Genomic DNA, 18189 nt, shown 5'->3' with positions numbered 1-18189 from the left:
CAGTCAATTCATTGTCGTTCTGTTGGAACGGCAATAGCTTTAAGATTACATGTTTATGTTTACATAAATATTTAGTTTTGAAGTCAGTATTCATTGAGCCGGTCGCAAGACCAAAAAACTTTAATTGAAGAGTTTGATCATGGCTCAGATTGAACGCTGGCGGCAGGCCTAACACATGCAAGTCGAGCGGAAACGATGATTCTGAACCTTCGGGGAACGAATTAGGCGTCGAGCGGCGGACGGGTGAGTAATGCCTGGGAAATTGCCCTGATGTGGGGGATAACCATTGGAAACGATGGCTAATACCGCATAACGTCTACGGACCAAAGAGGGGGACCTTCGGGCCTCTCGCTTCAGGATATGCCCAGGTGGGATTAGCTAGTTGGTGAGGTAATGGCTCACCAAGGCGACGATCCCTAGCTGGTCTGAGAGGATGATCAGCCACACTGGAACTGAGACACGGTCCAGACTCCTACGGGAGGCAGCAGTGGGGAATATTGCACAATGGGCGCAAGCCTGATGCAGCCATGCCGCGTGTATGAAGAAGGCCTTCGGGTTGTAAAGTACTTTCAGTCGTGAGGAAGGCGTTGAAGTTAATAGCTTCAGCGTTTGACGTTAGCGACAGAAGAAGCACCGGCTAACTCCGTGCCAGCAGCCGCGGTAATACGGAGGGTGCGAGCGTTAATCGGAATTACTGGGCGTAAAGCGCATGCAGGTGGTTTGCTAAGTCAGATGTGAAAGCCCGGGGCTCAACCTCGGAACCGCATTTGAAACTGGCAGGCTAGAGTACTGTAGAGGGGGGTAGAATTTCAGGTGTAGCGGTGAAATGCGTAGAGATCTGAAGGAATACCAGTGGCGAAGGCGGCCCCCTGGACAGATACTGACACTCAGATGCGAAAGCGTGGGGAGCAAACAGGATTAGATACCCTGGTAGTCCACGCCGTAAACGATGTCTACTTGGAGGTTGTGGCCTTGAGCCGTGGCTTTCGGAGCTAACGCGTTAAGTAGACCGCCTGGGGAGTACGGTCGCAAGATTAAAACTCAAATGAATTGACGGGGGCCCGCACAAGCGGTGGAGCATGTGGTTTAATTCGATGCAACGCGAAGAACCTTACCTACTCTTGACATCCAGAGAATTCGCTAGAGATAGCTTAGTGCCTTCGGGAACTCTGAGACAGGTGCTGCATGGCTGTCGTCAGCTCGTGTTGTGAAATGTTGGGTTAAGTCCCGCAACGAGCGCAACCCTTATCCTTGTTTGCCAGCACGTAATGGTGGGAACTCCAGGGAGACTGCCGGTGATAAACCGGAGGAAGGTGGGGACGACGTCAAGTCATCATGGCCCTTACGAGTAGGGCTACACACGTGCTACAATGGCGCATACAGAGGGCGGCCAACCAGCGATGGTGAGCGAATCCCAAAAAGTGCGTCGTAGTCCGGATTGGAGTCTGCAACTCGACTCCATGAAGTCGGAATCGCTAGTAATCGTGAATCAGAATGTCACGGTGAATACGTTCCCGGGCCTTGTACACACCGCCCGTCACACCATGGGAGTGGGCTGCAAAAGAAGTGGGTAGTTTAACCTTCGGGAGGACGCTCACCACTTTGTGGTTCATGACTGGGGTGAAGTCGTAACAAGGTAGCCCTAGGGGAACCTGGGGCTGGATCACCTCCTTATACGATGATTACTCACGATGAGTGTCCACACAGATTGATACGGTTTAGAAAGTTAGAGCAGGAAAGACTTCCAGATGGGGCTATAGCTCAGCTGGGAGAGCGCCTCGCTGGCAGCGAGGAGGTCTGCGGTTCGATCCCGCATAGCTCCACCATCTTTAAGTGTTTTTGTTCTTTTCTCTAGAAAGAATAGAGAATATTTAAAAATGGTTTTTTCCTTTATAGGAAACAAACTTGCTCTTTAACAATTTGGAAAGCTGACGAATAGTATTTGATTAATACTATTCAAATTTAAAAGTTCTCAAATCCTAGTGTCTATTTATAGATGTTAGGTACCAACACACATTCAAGTGTTCTTGGGAATGTACTCTTGCCAGAGTGCATTCAAATTTGAGTCCGGCAAAATCGAATGTTATCTCGCTCATAATAAAGAGATAACGCACCTTGGAAGCGTCATACTGCAGCGTAGCAACTGCATTGCGTAAGCAAGACCCTTTGGGGTTGTATGGTTAAGTGACTAAGCGTACACGGTGGATGCCTTGGCAGTCAGAGGCGATGAAAGACGTAATAACTTGCGATAAGCCCAGATTAGGTAGTAATAACCATTTGAGTCTGGGATTTCTGAATGGGGAAACCCACGTGCATAAGCACGTATCGTTATGTGAATACATAGCATAACGAGGCAAACTCGGGGAACTGAAACATCTAAGTACCCGAAGGAAGAGAAATCAACCGAGATTCCGAAAGTAGCGGCGAGCGAAATTGGATTAGCCCTTAAGCTTTTAATGCGTCAGGTGAAGAGTCTGGAAAGTCTCGCAGTAAAGGGTGATAGCCCCGTAACCGACAACGCATTTTAAGTGAAAACGAGTAAGGCGGGACACGTGATATCCTGTTTGAACATGGGGGGACCATCCTCCAAGGCTAAATACTACTGACTGACCGATAGTGAACCAGTACCGTGAGGGAAAGGCGAAAAGAACCCCTGTGAGGGGAGTGAAATAGAACCTGAAACCGTGTACGTACAAGCAGTAGGAGCGCCTCGAAGCGTGACTGCGTACCTTTTGTATAATGGGTCAGCGACTTAATTTTAGTAGCAAGGTTAACCGTATAGGGGAGCCGTAGGGAAACCGAGTCTTAACTGGGCGTCGAGTTGCTAGAATTAGACCCGAAACCAGGTGATCTAGCCATGGGCAGGTTGAAGGTTGAGTAACATCAACTGGAGGACCGAACCGACTAATGTTGAAAAATTAGCGGATGACTTGTGGCTAGGGGTGAAAGGCCAATCAAACCTGGAGATAGCTGGTTCTCCCCGAAAGCTATTTAGGTAGCGCCTCGGACGAATACCAATGGGGGTAGAGCACTGTTAAGGCTAGGGGGTCATCCCGACTTACCAACCCTTTGCAAACTCCGAATACCATTGAGTACTATCCGGGAGACACACGGCGGGTGCTAACGTCCGTCGTGGAGAGGGAAACAACCCAGACCGCCAGCTAAGGTCCCAAAGTATAGCTAAGTGGGAAACGATGTGGGAAGGCTCAGACAGCCAGGATGTTGGCTTAGAAGCAGCCATCATTTAAAGAAAGCGTAATAGCTCACTGGTCGAGTCGGCCTGCGCGGAAGATGTAACGGGGCTAAGCTATACACCGAAGCTGCGGCTGCATACTTTTGTATGCGGGGTAGGGGAGCGTTCTGTAAGCGGTTGAAGGTGGTCTGTAAGGGCTGCTGGACGTATCAGAAGTGCGAATGCTGACATGAGTAACGATAAAGGGGGTGAAAAACCCCCTCGCCGGAAGACCAAGGGTTCCTGTCCAACGTTAATCGGGGCAGGGTAAGTCGACCCCTAAGGCGAGGCCGAAAGGCGTAGTCGATGGGAAACGGGTTAATATTCCCGTACTTCTTATAATTGCGATGGGGGGACGGAGAAGGCTAGGTGGGCCTGGCGATGGTTGTCCAGGTTCAAGTATGTAGGCGGAAAGTTTAGGTAAATCCGGACTTTCATTAACGCTGAGATACGATGTCGAGCTGCTACGTGCAGTGAAGTCATTGATGCCATGCTTCCAGGAAAAGCCTCTAAGCTTCAGATTATAAGAAATCGTACCCCAAACCGACACAGGTGGTCGGGTAGAGAATACCAAGGCGCTTGAGAGAACTCGGGTGAAGGAACTAGGCAAAATGGTACCGTAACTTCGGGAGAAGGTACGCTCTTGGCGGTGAAGTCCCTTGCGGATGGAGCTACTAGGAGTCGCAGATACCAGGTGGCTGCAACTGTTTATTAAAAACACAGCACTGTGCAAAATCGTAAGATGACGTATACGGTGTGACGCCTGCCCGGTGCCGGAAGGTTAATTGATGGGGTTAGACTTCGGTCGAAGCTCTTGATCGAAGCCCCGGTAAACGGCGGCCGTAACTATAACGGTCCTAAGGTAGCGAAATTCCTTGTCGGGTAAGTTCCGACCTGCACGAATGGCGTAATGATGGCCACGCTGTCTCCACCCGAGACTCAGTGAAATTGAAATCGCTGTGAAGATGCAGTGTACCCGCGGCTAGACGGAAAGACCCCGTGAACCTTTACTACAGCTTGGCACTGAACATTGACCCTACATGTGTAGGATAGGTGGGAGGCTTTGAAGACGGTACGCTAGTATCGTTGGAGCCGTCCTTGAAATACCACCCTTGTATGCTTGATGTTCTAACGTCGGTCCCTTATCGGGATTGCGGACAGTGCCTGGTGGGTAGTTTGACTGGGGCGGTCTCCTCCCAAAGAGTAACGGAGGAGCACGAAGGTGGGCTAAACACGGTTGGACATCGTGTGGTTAGTGCAATGGCATAAGCCCGCTTGACTGCGAGAATGACAATTCGAGCAGGTGCGAAAGCAGGTCATAGTGATCCGGTGGTTCTGAATGGAAGGGCCATCGCTCAACGGATAAAAGGTACTCCGGGGATAACAGGCTGATACCGCCCAAGAGTTCATATCGACGGCGGTGTTTGGCACCTCGATGTCGGCTCATCACATCCTGGGGCTGAAGTCGGTCCCAAGGGTATGGCTGTTCGCCATTTAAAGTGGTACGCGAGCTGGGTTTAGAACGTCGTGAGACAGTTCGGTCCCTATCTGCCGTGGGCGTTGGAAGATTGAAGGGGGCTGCTCCTAGTACGAGAGGACCGGAGTGGACGAACCTCTGGTGTTCGGGTTGTCATGCCAATGGCATTGCCCGGTAGCTAAGTTCGGAATCGATAACCGCTGAAAGCATCTAAGCGGGAAGCGAGCCCTGAGATGAGTCTTCCCTGGCACTTTAAGTGTCCTAAAGGGTTGTTCAAGACTAGAACGTTGATAGGCAGGGTGTGTAAGTGCTGCGAGGCATTGAGCTAACCTGTACTAATTGCCCGTGAGGCTTAACCATACAACACCCAAGGGGTTTTGTGGACTCAAAGTAAGAACAGATTGAATGTGTATACGAACTTTTAAATATTAGCTTTCCGAATTTTAAAATTTGCTTGGCGACCATAGCATTGTGGACCCACCTGATTCCATGCCGAACTCAGAAGTGAAACATAATAGCGCCGATGGTAGTGTGGGGTTTCCCCATGTGAGAGTAGGACATCGCCAGGCTTTAATTTTGAATAACCCGCTTTTGAAGCGGGTTTTTTCGTCTCTCTAGACGACAAATTGCTGGTATGGCTCAGTTGGTAGAGCGCACCCTTGGTAAGGGTGAGGTCCCCAGTTCGACTCTGGGTACTAGCACCATATTTTGCTATTAGATTATTAATCTGATTGCACACAAAATTTGCTTGGCGACCATAGCATTGTGGACCCACCTGATTCCATGCCGAACTCAGAAGTGAAACATAATAGCGCCGATGGTAGTGTGGGGTTTCCCCATGTGAGAGTAGGACATCGCCAGGTTTGCATTCAAAAGCCTCGTCATAAGACGGGGCTTTGTCGTATCTGAAGCCTGCAAACTTAGAAAGCTAGAGTGTGTTTGCGAAACGTCGCACCGCCCATGTGAGAGTAGGACATCGCCAGGTTCTAATTTATACACCCCAGCCACTCGGTTGGGGTGTTTTCGTTTTAGCTATTGAAAATTAGTAGAGTGAGTTTGCGAGACGTCGCACCGCCCATGTGAGAGTAGGACATCGCCAGGTTCTAATTTATACACCCCAGCCACTTGGCTGGGGTGTTTTCGTTTTAGCTATTGAAAATTAGTAGAGTGAGTTTGCGAGACGTCGCACCGCCCATGTGGGAGTAGGACATCGCCAGGTTTGCATTCAAAAGCCTCGTCATTGGGAGGTGCTTTTAAACGCGGATTATAACGGTAGAAATTCTTCTATTGCATATCAGCTATGTTCCTCTTTCATTGGGAGTCGAGAGAGGGTTAGGGTAAATTTGCCTCTCTTCTGGTTAAGAGAGGCTCTATGAATCGTTTTTTGCTAGCTTGCTTGTATCTTGTTCCAGCGATTACTTTTGCTCAGCCTAACGCTAATCAATCCAAGTCGGTCGACATGGCGGATCCAACCGCCGTTTACTCTAGTGTTGGAGCGCATTTATATACTAATGGAGACTTTGACCTCTCTGCAGGGTTTGCATGGGGTAAGAACATGTTAGCTGTAGAGTCTAAGCAAGGTATGGATGCGGTTAACGTGCGTTATGCCCATATGGACTTATGGCAAGGTATCGGTGTTTATGCCGAATCAACGTTACAATTGGAGAATGACTTTGGCACTTCTGCTAGCATTGGCGCTGTATCAACTCTAAAGGTTGGAGAGGTTTGGACCATTTACCCCATTGCCACTTTAGGTTCCATAGAGGTCATTGAAGACGAATGGATCGCTACTGGAACCGTTGGATTTTATAACCGATTTAAGCTCGGGTCGGGTTTTGCACTGGGTGTTGACCCATTTTATACTTTAGGTGAATCGGATTATGAAAGCATCTATGTTGATACTTTCATTAGTTATCAATATAAAAACCATCAAATTCGCCTTGGTTACAACGGCTCTGAAATCAAAAGTAAGGCACTAAACAGCAATACTGATTTTGATGGTGAAGGCTATTTAGAATACAAAATGGCCTTTTAAATAGAAGCATCAGCTAGCAATATAATTTGCTTCTGCCACGCTCCATAGAGCCTTTATTAGAGGGTTGTTGAGCTGGGAACGCTTACAACAAACACCAAGTTTAAAGGGTTTGACAGGCTCTACGTCGAGCTTTTGGATGTGATCTTTTACTGGGCTATTATTAATAACCACATCCGGTGCGATTCCAATACCACAGCCTAACGCGACCATACTAACGATCGCCTCATGTCCTGCAACCTGCGCATAGATGTTAGGTTTAATCTTGCTTCGCTTAAACCAGGTATTGCAGCGATCCCGAGCGGTGCCCTCTGAAGGGATAATAAAGGGAATTTCATTCCAGTTAATAGGCTCTGTGAGCATGCTTTCTATATTGGCTACTCCCTTAGGAGCAATAACAGACAAGGAAATCTCGCTGATGTTTTCAAAGGCAACCCTTGAAGGTAATTGGTCACTTTCTGCAGAAATGGCGATATCCGCTTCATCATTTAATACCTTTTCGATTGCTTGTGCAGGGTCACCTGTACTGAGCTTATATTCGATTAATGGATGCAATAAACGAAACTCTGACAGTAAGCGAGGCAAGTGGCTGTAGCTTGCTGTTACGGAGCAAAATAGTCGTATTTCACCCTTTAATACATCCTTATGATCTGAAAAATTCAGGGTAAAGGTTTGCCATTGATTCACAATATTATGCGCAACAGGGAGCAGTTCTTTGCCTGCGGTGGTTAACTCAACACTTCTATTGTCTCTAATGAATAGAATCTGCTCCGCTTCTTGTTCTAAGCGCTTTATTTGACGGCTTAATGCCGATGGGCTCATGTGCATTGCGGACGCAGTCTTGCTGAAGTTCTTACTTTCAGAAAGATGTAGAAAAATCTGTAGGCTTTTGATGTTCATTTGAGTAATCTTCTTGTTGCATAATTTGCAATGATTAGTTGTGAATATATCACTTTAAGCAACTTTCAACCTGAATTAGTATGAACTCAATCGGCAAATAAAGCCGAACTATGGAAAGAATTTTTAAGGAGAGCCCGTCATGGCTAACTATTTCAACACGCTAAACCTACGTGAGCAATTGGACCAATTGGGTCGTTGCCGTTTTATGGACCGTTCTGAATTTGCTACAGAAGCTGATTACCTAAAAGGTAAGAAAGTGGTTATCGTAGGTTGTGGTGCTCAAGGCCTAAACCAAGGCTTGAACATGCGCGATTCTGGCCTAGATGTATCTTATGCATTACGCCAAGCTGCCATTGATGAGCAACGCCAATCTTTCAAAAACGCGAAAGAGAATGGCTTTGAAGTAGGTAGTTACGAGACTCTTATTCCTCAAGCAGACCTAGTTGTTAACCTGACTCCAGACAAGCAACACAGCAATGTTGTTGAGACAGTTATGCCACTAATGAAGCAAGGCGCTGCATTAGGTTATTCTCACGGCTTTAACGTTGTTGAAGAAGGCATGCAGATTCGTGAAGATCTTACAGTAGTCATGGTTGCACCTAAGTGCCCAGGTACTGAGGTTCGTGAAGAGTACAAGCGTGGTTTCGGCGTTCCAACACTGATCGCTGTTCACCCAGAAAACGACCCTAAAGGCGAAGGCTGGGATATCGCTAAAGCTTGGGCTGCAGGTACTGGTGGTCACCGCGCGGGCTGTCTAGAGTCTTCTTTTGTTGCTGAGGTTAAGTCTGACCTAATGGGTGAGCAAACTATCCTTTGTGGCATGCTACAAGCTGGTTCTATCGTATGTTATGAGAAGATGATTGCTGACGGCATTGATGCTGGTTACGCAGGAAAGCTTCTTCAGTACGGTTGGGAAACTATCACTGAAGCACTGAAATTCGGTGGCATCACTCATATGATGGACCGTCTATCAAACCCTGCTAAGATCCGCGCTTTTGACCTTTCTGAAGAGCTTAAAGATCTTATGCGCCCGCTTTACAACAAGCACATGGATGACATCATCCAAGGCGAATTCTCTCGTACTATGATGGCTGACTGGTCAAACGACGACGTTAACCTATTCAAGTGGCGTGAAGAGACAGGCGAAACTGATTTCGAAAACTATCCTGAGTCAGATGTAGAGATCTCTGAGCAAGAGTACTTCGATAACGGCATCCTAATGATCGCTATGGTTCGTGCTGGTGTTGAGCTTGCGTTTGAGGCAATGACAGCTTCTGGCATTATCGATGAGTCTGCTTACTATGAATCACTGCACGAGCTTCCGCTAATCGCGAACACTGTTGCACGTAAGCGTCTTTACGAGATGAACGTTGTTATCTCTGATACAGCTGAGTACGGTAACTACCTATTCGCAAACGTAGCAACACCACTTCTACGTGAGAAGTTCATGCCATCAGTAGCAACTGATGTTATCGGTAAAGGCCTAGGTGAAGCGTCTAACTTTGCTGATAACCAACGTCTAATCGAAGTGAATGAAGCAATTCGTAACCACCCAGTTGAGTACGTAGGTGAAGAACTACGTGGCTACATGACTGACATGAAGCGCATTGCTGTTGGTGGCTAATCGCTAGTTAAAAGTCCTCCGATGAGTTCGGCGGTACTCTTAAACTAAAAAGGCTTGGTATGAAAATACCAAGCCTTTTTGTTTTTACGAGAGAGGGCTATTCGCCTTTAGTAGAAAGCTTCTCTTCTAGAACGGCCATCTTCTTTTCCATCTCGTTTAGCTTTTGACGAGTGCGCAGTAACACTTGAGTTTGCACCTCGAACTCTTCACGACTGATCACATCTAGCTTGTTCAGCTGAGATTGAATGACTTGACGGACTTTTTGATCAACGTCAGTGCCTAGGTCTTTCACTGGCTGAGGCATAGATTCATGAATTTGCTTTGCAATCTGCTCTAGTTTTTTAGGGTCGAACATAGGGGCGTTTCTCCAAAATCGTTTGTTATATTCTAAGCAATTCATCGTCTTTTGTCGCAAACAATATCGAGACAGATATTTGTTTTTGATATAAAAAAGGGCTCACTTCTGAGCCCTTTTACGTTAATTACCCTAGATTAGCTTGATTCAACGACCTCGCTTTCATCAAACTCAGGCAGCGGTTTATGCTCGGAAGCAAGGAAGCTGTAGATTACCGGTAGTACAAACAAGGTAAACACGGTACCAATAGCAAGACCGGCAACAATTACGATACCTATACTAAAGCGCTGTGCAGCACCTGCACCTGTTGCATACATTAGAGGTATCAAACCTGCAATCATCGCCGCAGTGGTCATTAGGATTGGTCTCAGACGTACCTTAGCCGCAGCCATTACCGCATCAACACGATTGCGTTGATGGTGCAATTGTTCTTCTTTTGCCACCTCACAGATCAAGATACCGTGTTTGGTAATCAGGCCAACCAGTGTGATCAATCCTACCTGGGAATAGATGTTCATCGTTGATAGACCCCAAGCCAACGCCACTAAAGCGCCACTGATGGCGAGGGGTACGGATACCATGATTACCAGTGGGTCACGTAACGACTCAAACTGTATTGCCAGTACCAAGAAGATGATAGCGATTGCCAACAAGAAGGTCGTGTATAACGCACTTCCTTCGGTCACAAACTGACGAGATTCACCCATATAGTCATGGTTGTATCCACTCGGTAGTTTTTCAGCTGCAGTCGTTTCAAACCATGCGATGGCATCACCCATAGCCACACCAGGAGCTGGAACCACCCCCACAGTTGCTGAGTTCAGCTGGTTAAAGTGAGGCAGAGACCTAGGCTGAGGTATAACATCAATAGATATTAAACTGCCTAGTGGCACTGAATCGCCCGTAGATGAACGTACATAATAGTTGTTCATCGACTCAGGATTCATTCGGAACTTACGCTCCACCTGTGGGATAACCTCATACGAACGGCCATACAAATCGATACGGTTTACGTAGCCATCAGCCATCATAGTACTTAGGGTTATACCGATATCTTGCATGGTAATGCCATAAGCACCCGCTTTGTCTTTATCTATGGTGATCTTCATAGTGGCTGAATCGTAGTTCAGGTCGAGATCTGAATAGACAAATTGTGGGTTTGCATTTACTTCAGCAAGTGTGTTGGTTGCTATCTGGAACAAACTCTCAAAGCTGTTTGGTGTAGTGATAACAAACTGAATCGGAAGGCCTGAGCCTGCACCCGGAAGTTCTGGCATTTGGAATGCAGTGATTGCCATACCAGGTACGTCTGCGATTAAACCAGAAACGCGGTTAGTGATCTCTGATTGGCTAGCTTCACGCTGGCTCCATGGTTTCAAAGACGCAATACCAAATGCTTGATTGGAGTTAGGTACACCTGTAAAGATCTGTGCGTATGCCACCTCTGGTTGTTCGTTGAGGAGTTCATTCACATGGTTCATGGTGTTTTGCAGATAATCTAGGTTCGCATTTGATGGACCAGTACCCATCATCATCACAACACCCTTATCTTCCGACGGTGCCAATTCACTTGGAATAAACTTGAACAGCAATGGCAAGCTACCGAATACAATCAATGCAAAGGCAATCACAACGCCTCGGTGTTGCATTACTGAACCGAGTGCAGATGCATAAGACTCACTAAGAGCATCTAATTTGTTATGAACAAATTGCTCAAAGCGATTTGGTTCCTCGTTCTGTTTAAGGAAGGTTGCACACATCATAGGACTGAGCGTTAACGCTATGATCCCGGATACAAATACCGCGCCCGCAAGGGTGAGCGCAAATTCCTTGAATAACGAGCCAGTAATACCGCCCATCAAGGCAATAGGGGCGTAAACCGCACCCAGTGTCAGTGTCATTGCAATAACTGGAATAGCAATCTCTCGCGTACCGATAATTGCGGCCCTAAACGGTGTTTCTCCCAGCTTAATATGCCGGTCGACGTTCTCCAGTACAACGATGGCATCATCCACCACCAAGCCAATAGCTAATACCATTGCGAGCAAGGTCATCAAGTTCCAAGAAAACCCTAATGCTTGCATGAACATAGCTACACCAATCAGTGATAGCGGGATGGTCACGATAGGGATCAGTACCGCACGGTAGGAGCCCAAGAATAAGGTGATAACGACTAATACAATCAGAGCGGCCTCAAGAATGGTTTTTGCTACCTCTTGAATTGACTCATTGATCGCGACGGTGGAGTCATACATCACCTGCATTTTAATGTTGGTTGGCAGGTTCTTTTCTAGCTGTGGCAAAAGCTTGAGAACATCAGCTGCGATGTTAATAGGGTTAGCACTTGGCGCGCCGTTGATTGCGGCTACAACCGCCTCTTGACCATTAGCACTTGCACGATAGATATCGTGACTCTTCTCTCGGGTTACTTTAGCAATATCGCTAAGGCGTACAACCTGACCGTCATCTTGTTTAACAACAAGATTTTTTAGCTCTTCAACATTAGCAACCTGAGTGTTGGCACTACCATTGTAAAGAACCAAAGCGCCTGTTGCCTGACCGGTTGCGGACTGGAAGTTATTGGCATCCAATACACCCATCACGTCAGTTGCGGTGAGTTGCAAGCCTGCCATTTTTTCAGGGTCTAGCCATACACGTAGTGCGTATTTCATACCACCGTAAAGGTCGATTTTGGATACGCCATTAACGGTAAATAGCTGGGGATTAATAACGCGTTCAAGATAGTCAGTGATCTGACTGGAAGCTAATTCATCACTAGTGAAGCCTATATACATAACCGCGGTTGTCGAACCTGTCGACATGGTTACAGTAGGATCCTCTGACTCCTTAGGAAGCTGAGAACGAACCGAGTTGGTTTTAGCGAGTATGTCCGATAACGCCGCATTCGGGTCTGTATTTAACTTCATTGTGACAGTAATGGTTGAACTACCAAGTACCGATTGAGACGTCATGAAATCGATATTGTCAGCCTGAGCAATGGCTTGCTCTAGTGGCTGAGTAATAAAGCCCTGGATCAGATCTGCACTAGCACCGTAGTAACTGGTTGATACCGTAACGACAGTATTGGTCATTTCAGGGTATTCACGCACCTGCATCTTGAAGATGGCTTGCATACCCAGCAGAGCTATCAAAAAACTGATAGAGACCGCAAGTATTGGGCGCTTTATAAAAATGTCTGTAAATCGCATTGTCTATCCCTTACAGCATCGGAAGTTCAGTCGGTGGAGTCGCGGCATCACTTTCCACAATCTTTACCTTGGAATCGTTGCTCAGGCGTACTTGACCTGAGGTCACGATCACTTCACCAGGCTTAACGCCATCTAGGATTCGCACGTTGTTTTGGTCGCGCTCGCCGGCTTTAATGACTCGTTGTGCCACACGATGAGTTTCTTCATCGAGAACGAATACGCTATCACCGTATAGGGTGTAAGTAATCGCCACTTGAGGTAGCACGACTTGATCTTGAAGTTTCGGCAACACAATTTGTGCACGAGCAAACATGCCTGATCTTAGTTCACCTTGAGTATTTGGAATTTCAGCCTGTACTTGCAGTAAACCACTTTGATAGTTAATTGCGGGCTCTATCGCTGAAATGGTGCCGTCAAAAGTGCTACCAGGATAAGAGTCGACTTTGATACGTATCGCCTGACCGATATTGATACGTGAGATATCGTTTTGCGAAACGGTAAAGCGCATGCGCATAACACTGATGTCTTCTAGGCGTGCGATTCGGCTACCCGCTTGCATGTATTCACCAAGGTTGACGCCACGAATACCAATCACACCTGCGAAGGGGGCATTCACGTCGCGACGATCGATGGTGGCTTTTAGACCGGCAATATCGGCTTTCAATGATAGATAAGAGGCTTCTGCATCGTCAAAATCTGCTTGCGAGATCGCCCCTTTCTTAATCAAACCTTGGTAACGCTTATATTTTGCAACCGAGGCTGGGTATCGAGCCTCTGCACTTTGTAGGTTCGCTTTTTCAACATCTGAATCCAACTGCACCAAAGAGGCACCCTTAGAAACCTGCTGTCCAGAGACAAAGTTAATCTTAGTCACAATGCCACTTGCTTCTGCAGTCAGTGTTACCCCCTGCAGTGGTTCGATGAATCCAATTGCGTCGATACTTGGTGTCCATTCTTCTGCAGAGGCCGTCATTACGGTAACTGGATACTCTGGCTCAGGGCGGTTCGCCATGTATTCCGCTATCTTCTGCTGCTTGAAGATATTGAAGCCAATCACGCTACCGAACAGGGCGATAGCAATAATAAGCATAATTAGTGTCCACTTTTTCATGGAACGGTTCTCCAGTTATTTAGTTGTAATGGCTTCCCAGCTTGCTTGGATGGCCAGTTGATAAGTTTTGCTGTCGATGGGTTCTATTTTTTGAAAGTGCTTGCGGGTTAACGCAACGCAGCTTTCCAGACTTAGGCTGTATAAAACCGAATCGGGTAAATTTTTAAGTTCTCCAGACTGCCGGCCTTCTTCAAAGACACCGAGCAGTCGATCAAACAGTTTTTTCTCTAGATTTCGAATCTCAATACTCAAAGGCGAGGGCAATGATTCATATTGAATTTGAGTTTGTAATAACCCTAGTTGAGATCCCCCAATACTCCATATGTTGTGGCACATTGTTACGTACCTTTCATAAAGAGATTGATTAGGGAGCACATCTTTCTGAATAATGTCTGCAACCTGCTTTGTTAGCCAGAGTCTCACCTCTGTAATCACGCTATCCTTGTCTTTGAAGTAGAGGTAAACAGTGCCTGCAGCCATCTTCGCTTCTTTCGCAAGCTTTTGTATCGAAAGGCCCTTAAAACCATCACGACCTAAAATAGTCGCAGCAGCCTTTAAGATGTCTTCGCGCTTGGTTTTAGATGTCATGGATGTAACATTCTCCACTCAAATGAATGAACGTTCATTCATTTTATTGTTCAATTATTAAAATGCAACCATTTGTAAGCATAGGTAAGCATTTAGAAAAGGAAAATTCGATTGGAAATGAGTAAGGTGAACAGTATGATTAGAGCCCTTTTTGTATCTCGGTGGCGTTATGAGACTGAATCCACAGCAAGACCAAGCGGTAAAATTTGTGTCAGGGCCTTGCCTGGTGTTGGCCGGTGCAGGCTCAGGTAAAACTCGCGTAATTACCAATAAGATTGCCTATCTAGTTCAGCAGTGTGGTTATAAGGCGCGCAATATCGCAGCGGTAACCTTTACCAACAAAGCGGCACGAGAGATGAAAGAGCGTGTCGGGCAAACTTTAGGTAAGAATGAGTCAAAAGGCTTGATGGTGTCTACGTTCCATACCCTAGGCCTCAACATCATTCGCCGAGAATACAAAGCACTAGGTCTAAAGGCGGGTTTTTCTCTTTTTGATGACCAAGACCAGCTTTCAATGCTCAAAGAGCTTACGGAAGATTTGCTAGACGGTGATAAAGATTTACTTCGCCAGCTAGTCAGTACCATTTCAAACTGGAAGAACGACATGTTGACGCCGGCTCAAGCACGAGCCTCGGCGCAGGGTGAACAACATACGTTATTTGCCGACTGTTTTGAGATGTACCAGCGCCAGATGGTGGCTTATAACGCCTTAGACTTTGATGATTTGATTCTGATGCCCGTATTGCTTTTAAAGCAAAACGAGGAAGTGCGAGAGCGTTGGAGAGCTCGTATTCGTTACCTGCTAGTGGATGAGTACCAAGATACCAACACCAGCCAGTATGAGCTGGTTAAGCTGTTGGTTGGTGAGCGTGGTCGACTGACGGTGGTGGGCGATGATGATCAGTCTATTTACTCTTGGCGCGGTGCTAAGCCACAAAACTTGGTGTTACTTGGTGAAGACTACCCTAGCTTGAAGCTCATTAAACTGGAGCAGAACTACCGCTCTACTAGCCGAATCTTGCGCTCGGCAAATATCTTAATCGCAAACAACCCACACGTATATGAGAAGAAACTCTTCTCAGAGATACCTGATGGTGAAAAGCTCAAGGTACTCATGGCCAAAAATGAAGACCATGAGGCAGAGAGAATTACTGGTGAGATAATTGCGCATAAGTTTGTCAACCGAACCCATTATAAAGATTACGCCATCCTTTATCGTGGCAACCATCAATCGCGTTTGATTGAAAAGTCACTGATGCAAAACCGAGTGCCTTACCGCATTTCTGGGGGAACCTCGTTCTTTTCTAGAGCTGAGATCAAAGACGTGATGGCTTACCTAAGGGTGCTTGTTAACCCTGATGACGATAATGCATTTTTGCGTATTGTGAATACACCGCGAAGAGAGATAGGCCCTGTCACTCTAGAAAAGCTAGGCAGCTATGCCAATATGCGCGGCAAGAGCTTATTTGAAGCATCGTTTGAGCTTGGATTAGAACAAACTCTTACAGGTAAGGGCTTAGAAAGTTTGCGCCGCTTTACCGAATGGCTTGTGAGGGTAGGTGATAACGCTGAACGCGGTAATACCGTTGATGCGGTTCGCAGTCTAGTACGTGATATCAAGTATGAAGACTGGCTCTACGAAACGTCCGCGAGCCCAAAAGCCGCAGAAATGCGAATGAAGAACGTGTCTGACCTTTATACTTGGATAGTGGCTGATCTCGAAGGGGACAACTACGACAAAGAAGAGAAGACCCTTAAAGAAGTCGTACAGCGTTTAACTTTGCGAGACATGATGGAACGTGGTGAAGATGACGCGGAGGCTGATCAGGTTCAATTAATGACACTGCATGCATCTAAAGGTCTAGAGTTCCCCTATGTTTATTTGATGGGGGCTGAAGAAGGGATCTTGCCGCACCAAACCAGCATCGATGAAGATAACGTCGAAGAAGAGCGTCGCTTAATGTACGTTGGCATTACTCGTGCACAGAAAGAATTGAGCTTTACGGTATGTAAAGAGCGTCGTCAGTACGGTGAACTTATCAAGCCAACGCAAAGCCGCTTTTTAGATGAGCTTCCATTCGATGATTTAGAGTGGGAAGTGAAGAAGAAAGAACAAACCAAGGAAGAGCGTATGGAGAAGGGGCAAGCCCATATTGCCAATCTAAGGGCGATGTTCAAAAAATAGATGTTTAAGGACTTATACAAGAATTTGTCCAAGAACTTGTCCAAGAACTTGTCCAAGAACTAAAAAAAGATGGCCTAGGCCATCTTTTTTCTTGTGTCGTTAAACCCTTAAAGGTCGGCAATCATATGGTCGATAGCGGCAATGATTTCATCATCGCTACAATCCATACACGCACCACGTGCAGGCATTGCGTTGAATCCATTGATTGCGTGATCTGCCATCGTTTCTTTACCTTGGGCAATACGTGCGCTCCAATCAGCAGCATCGTTGATTTTAGGAGCACCGCTCACACCTGTACCATGACAGGCTACACAGAAGGTTCCATAGATTGTTGCGCCGTCTCGAGGGCCTGAGGCAACTTCTTGCTCTGGTTCTGCTCCAGCAAGATAAACATCGCCCACTGGCTTAATTCGCTCGGCAATCGCGTCATAATCTTCTTGGCTCGAAGAGGCGAAGCTAGCTCCGGAGAATACAAGCGCGGCTGTAAATAGGGTAATAAGTTTACGAGACATATCCATTAACTCTCTTTTAATTCCTGAGTAAGCGCCAACCAGATGAACATTTGTACGCAGTTCGCACAAAATGGAACAACTAACTGTTAAGGTGTTGTAAATGTTGAGTGATTATATATCTTATGATTGTTGCATTAAACCATATCTTTACTGGGGCGAGGGTTAAATCACATCTCGAAACTTACAGTAAGTGATCGTTTTCGTTGAAAAAAAGCGCAAACACAAAAAAAATCTGAAAAAGTACTAGACGGCAAAGTGTGATATCCGTATTATTCCACTCCGCCGATAGGGCATGCGCCCGTAGCTCAGCTGGATAGAGCGTTGGCCTCCGGAGCCAAAGGTCGAAGGTTCGAATCCTTTCGGGCGTACCATCCGGAAGCTTGTTTTCAGAAACAGCGTATTGGCAAAAAATAGTGGTGGCTATAGCTCAGTTGGTAGAGCCCTGGATTGTGATTCCGGTGGTCGCGAGTTCGAATCTCGTTAGCCACCCCATTATTTCGGTAACTTCGGTTTCCTGTTTTGATTTAATCAGAACGAAACATAAGTCGGTGAATCGCACGGTTTGATAGTGCATCCTGCCTTTGAGAATAGCGGGACTAGAGGTAACCCTCTGGTAAAAACGAAGTTCTCTAAAATTTGTCGGTGAATAGCGCAGCTTGGTAGCGCATCTGGTTTGGGACCAGAGGGTCGGGGGTTCGAATCCCTCTTCACCGACCACTACAATTGGTCATGGCAAATATGCGATGGCAGCAAAAGATCAGTGGTGGCTATAGCTCAGTTGGTAGAGCCCTGGATTGTGATTCCGGTGGTCGCGAGTTCGAATCTCGTTAGCCACCCCATTGATTAAGGTAACCTCGGTTCCCTGTTTTGATTTAATCAGAACGAAACATAAGTCGGTGAATAGCGCAGCTTGGTAGCGCATCTGGTTTGGGACCAGAGGGTCGGGGGTTCGAATCCCTCTTCA

9 protein-coding genes, 6 tRNA genes and 4 rRNA genes are annotated in these 18189 nt (G+C 46.6%); 13 read left to right on the top strand and 6 right to left on the bottom strand.

All coding sequences use genetic code 11. The features are described from left to right. Positions 1–121 precede the first annotated feature (121 nt). The 7 genes from D5I41_RS21000 to D5I41_RS20970 all read left to right on the top strand — a co-directional run bounded on the left by D5I41_RS21000 (position 122) and on the right by D5I41_RS20970 (position 6744). A 16S ribosomal RNA gene (locus D5I41_RS21000) occupies positions 122–1674 on the top strand. A gap of 76 nt (positions 1675–1750) precedes the next feature. Further along, positions 1751–1826: transfer RNA gene (locus D5I41_RS20995), tRNA-Ala, on the top strand. A 352-nt stretch (positions 1827–2178) separates the two neighbouring features. Continuing rightward, a 23S ribosomal RNA gene (locus D5I41_RS20990) occupies positions 2179–5069 on the top strand. A 93-nt stretch (positions 5070–5162) separates the two neighbouring features. Next, positions 5163–5278 (top strand): 5S ribosomal RNA (rrf, locus tag D5I41_RS20985). Between the two features lie 59 nt (positions 5279–5337). Further along, positions 5338–5413: transfer RNA gene (locus tag D5I41_RS20980), tRNA-Thr, on the top strand. Between the two features lie 43 nt (positions 5414–5456). Next, positions 5457–5572: ribosomal RNA gene (gene rrf, locus D5I41_RS20975) — 5S ribosomal RNA — on the top strand. Together the 16S, 23S and 5S rRNA genes with 2 tRNA genes alongside form the textbook arrangement of a ribosomal RNA operon. A 509-nt stretch (positions 5573–6081) precedes the next feature. Further along, positions 6082–6744, top strand: a complete 663-nt coding sequence (locus D5I41_RS20970; RefSeq protein WP_235868956.1) for a hypothetical protein — start codon at positions 6082–6084, stop codon at positions 6742–6744. Between the two features lie 9 nt (positions 6745–6753). Here the strand turns inward: D5I41_RS20970 and ilvY are convergent, their stop codons facing one another. Beyond that, positions 6754–7641, bottom strand: coding sequence for an HTH-type transcriptional activator IlvY (gene ilvY, locus D5I41_RS20965; RefSeq protein WP_119011457.1), 888 nt, complete (start codon positions 7639–7641; stop codon positions 6754–6756). Between the two features lie 139 nt (positions 7642–7780). On the opposite strand from ilvY, the gene ilvC reads away from it, so the two are divergent. Then, positions 7781–9265: a ketol-acid reductoisomerase gene (gene ilvC, locus D5I41_RS20960; RefSeq protein ID WP_017029528.1), complete on the top strand. Its 1485-nt coding sequence runs from the start codon at positions 7781–7783 to the stop codon at positions 9263–9265. A 97-nt stretch (positions 9266–9362) separates the two neighbouring features. On the opposite strand, the gene ubiK is transcribed toward ilvC, so the two are convergent. From ubiK to D5I41_RS20940, 4 genes are all read right to left on the bottom strand, one after another. Further along, complete coding sequence (gene ubiK / locus D5I41_RS20955; RefSeq protein WP_119011456.1) at positions 9363–9620, bottom strand: ubiquinone biosynthesis accessory factor UbiK; 258 nt, start codon at positions 9618–9620, stop codon at positions 9363–9365. Between the two features lie 137 nt (positions 9621–9757). Then, the gene (locus D5I41_RS20950; RefSeq protein WP_119011455.1) at positions 9758–12829 is read right to left on the bottom strand and encodes a multidrug efflux RND transporter permease subunit; all 3072 of its coding nucleotides are present in this window, start codon (positions 12827–12829) and stop codon (positions 9758–9760) included. Between the two features lie 10 nt (positions 12830–12839). Then, positions 12840–13940 carry an efflux RND transporter periplasmic adaptor subunit gene (locus D5I41_RS20945; protein WP_119011454.1) on the bottom strand — a complete coding sequence of 367 codons (1101 nt, stop codon included), beginning with the start codon at positions 13938–13940 and terminating at the stop codon, positions 12840–12842. A 15-nt stretch (positions 13941–13955) separates the two neighbouring features. Further along, positions 13956–14528, bottom strand: a complete 573-nt coding sequence (locus D5I41_RS20940; protein WP_119011453.1) for a TetR/AcrR family transcriptional regulator — start codon at positions 14526–14528, stop codon at positions 13956–13958. A gap of 169 nt (positions 14529–14697) precedes the next feature. Between D5I41_RS20940 and rep the strand changes: the two genes are divergently transcribed. Then, a complete protein-coding gene (rep, locus tag D5I41_RS20935; RefSeq protein ID WP_102451739.1) occupies positions 14698–16713 on the top strand; it encodes a DNA helicase Rep in 2016 nt (671 codons plus the stop codon). 107 nt (positions 16714–16820) lie between these two features. Here rep and D5I41_RS20930 read toward each other — a convergent pair whose 3' ends face one another. After that, complete coding sequence (locus D5I41_RS20930; protein WP_102427437.1) at positions 16821–17231, bottom strand: c-type cytochrome; 411 nt, start codon at positions 17229–17231, stop codon at positions 16821–16823. Positions 17232–17519: 288 nt separating this feature from the next. Here D5I41_RS20930 and D5I41_RS20925 point away from each other — a divergent pair. The 4 genes from D5I41_RS20925 to D5I41_RS20910 all read left to right on the top strand — a co-directional run bounded on the left by D5I41_RS20925 (position 17520) and on the right by D5I41_RS20910 (position 18064). After that, positions 17520–17596, top strand: a tRNA-Arg gene (locus D5I41_RS20925). A gap of 45 nt (positions 17597–17641) precedes the next feature. Next, a tRNA-His gene (locus D5I41_RS20920) sits at positions 17642–17717 on the top strand. A 148-nt stretch (positions 17718–17865) separates the two neighbouring features. Further along, a tRNA-Pro gene (locus tag D5I41_RS20915) sits at positions 17866–17942 on the top strand. Positions 17943–17988: 46 nt separating this feature from the next. Continuing rightward, positions 17989–18064: transfer RNA gene (locus D5I41_RS20910), tRNA-His, on the top strand. Positions 18065–18189 lie beyond the last annotated feature (125 nt).

The organism is Vibrio superstes (genome assembly GCF_003569005.1).
GTDB classification, from domain to species: domain Bacteria; phylum Pseudomonadota; class Gammaproteobacteria; order Enterobacterales; family Vibrionaceae; genus Vibrio; species Vibrio superstes.
Note: the sequence above shows the minus strand (reverse complement) of the source record. Positions and strands in the feature narration are given on the sequence as shown.

Coding starts and splice junctions, on each gene's coding strand:
- D5I41_RS20970 (WP_235868956.1), top strand. CDS start 6,082: ATGAATCGTTTTTTGCTAGCTTGCTTGTATCTTGTTCCAGCGATTACT.
- ilvY (WP_119011457.1), bottom strand. CDS start 7,641: ATGAACATCAAAAGCCTACAGATTTTTCTACATCTTTCTGAAAGTAAG.
- ilvC (WP_017029528.1), top strand. CDS start 7,781: ATGGCTAACTATTTCAACACGCTAAACCTACGTGAGCAATTGGACCAA.
- ubiK (WP_119011456.1), bottom strand. CDS start 9,620: ATGTTCGACCCTAAAAAACTAGAGCAGATTGCAAAGCAAATTCATGAA.
- D5I41_RS20950 (WP_119011455.1), bottom strand. CDS start 12,829: ATGCGATTTACAGACATTTTTATAAAGCGCCCAATACTTGCGGTCTCT.
- D5I41_RS20945 (WP_119011454.1), bottom strand. CDS start 13,940: ATGAAAAAGTGGACACTAATTATGCTTATTATTGCTATCGCCCTGTTC.
- D5I41_RS20940 (WP_119011453.1), bottom strand. CDS start 14,528: ATGACATCTAAAACCAAGCGCGAAGACATCTTAAAGGCTGCTGCGACT.
- rep (WP_102451739.1), top strand. CDS start 14,698: ATGAGACTGAATCCACAGCAAGACCAAGCGGTAAAATTTGTGTCAGGG.
- D5I41_RS20930 (WP_102427437.1), bottom strand. CDS start 17,231: ATGGATATGTCTCGTAAACTTATTACCCTATTTACAGCCGCGCTTGTA.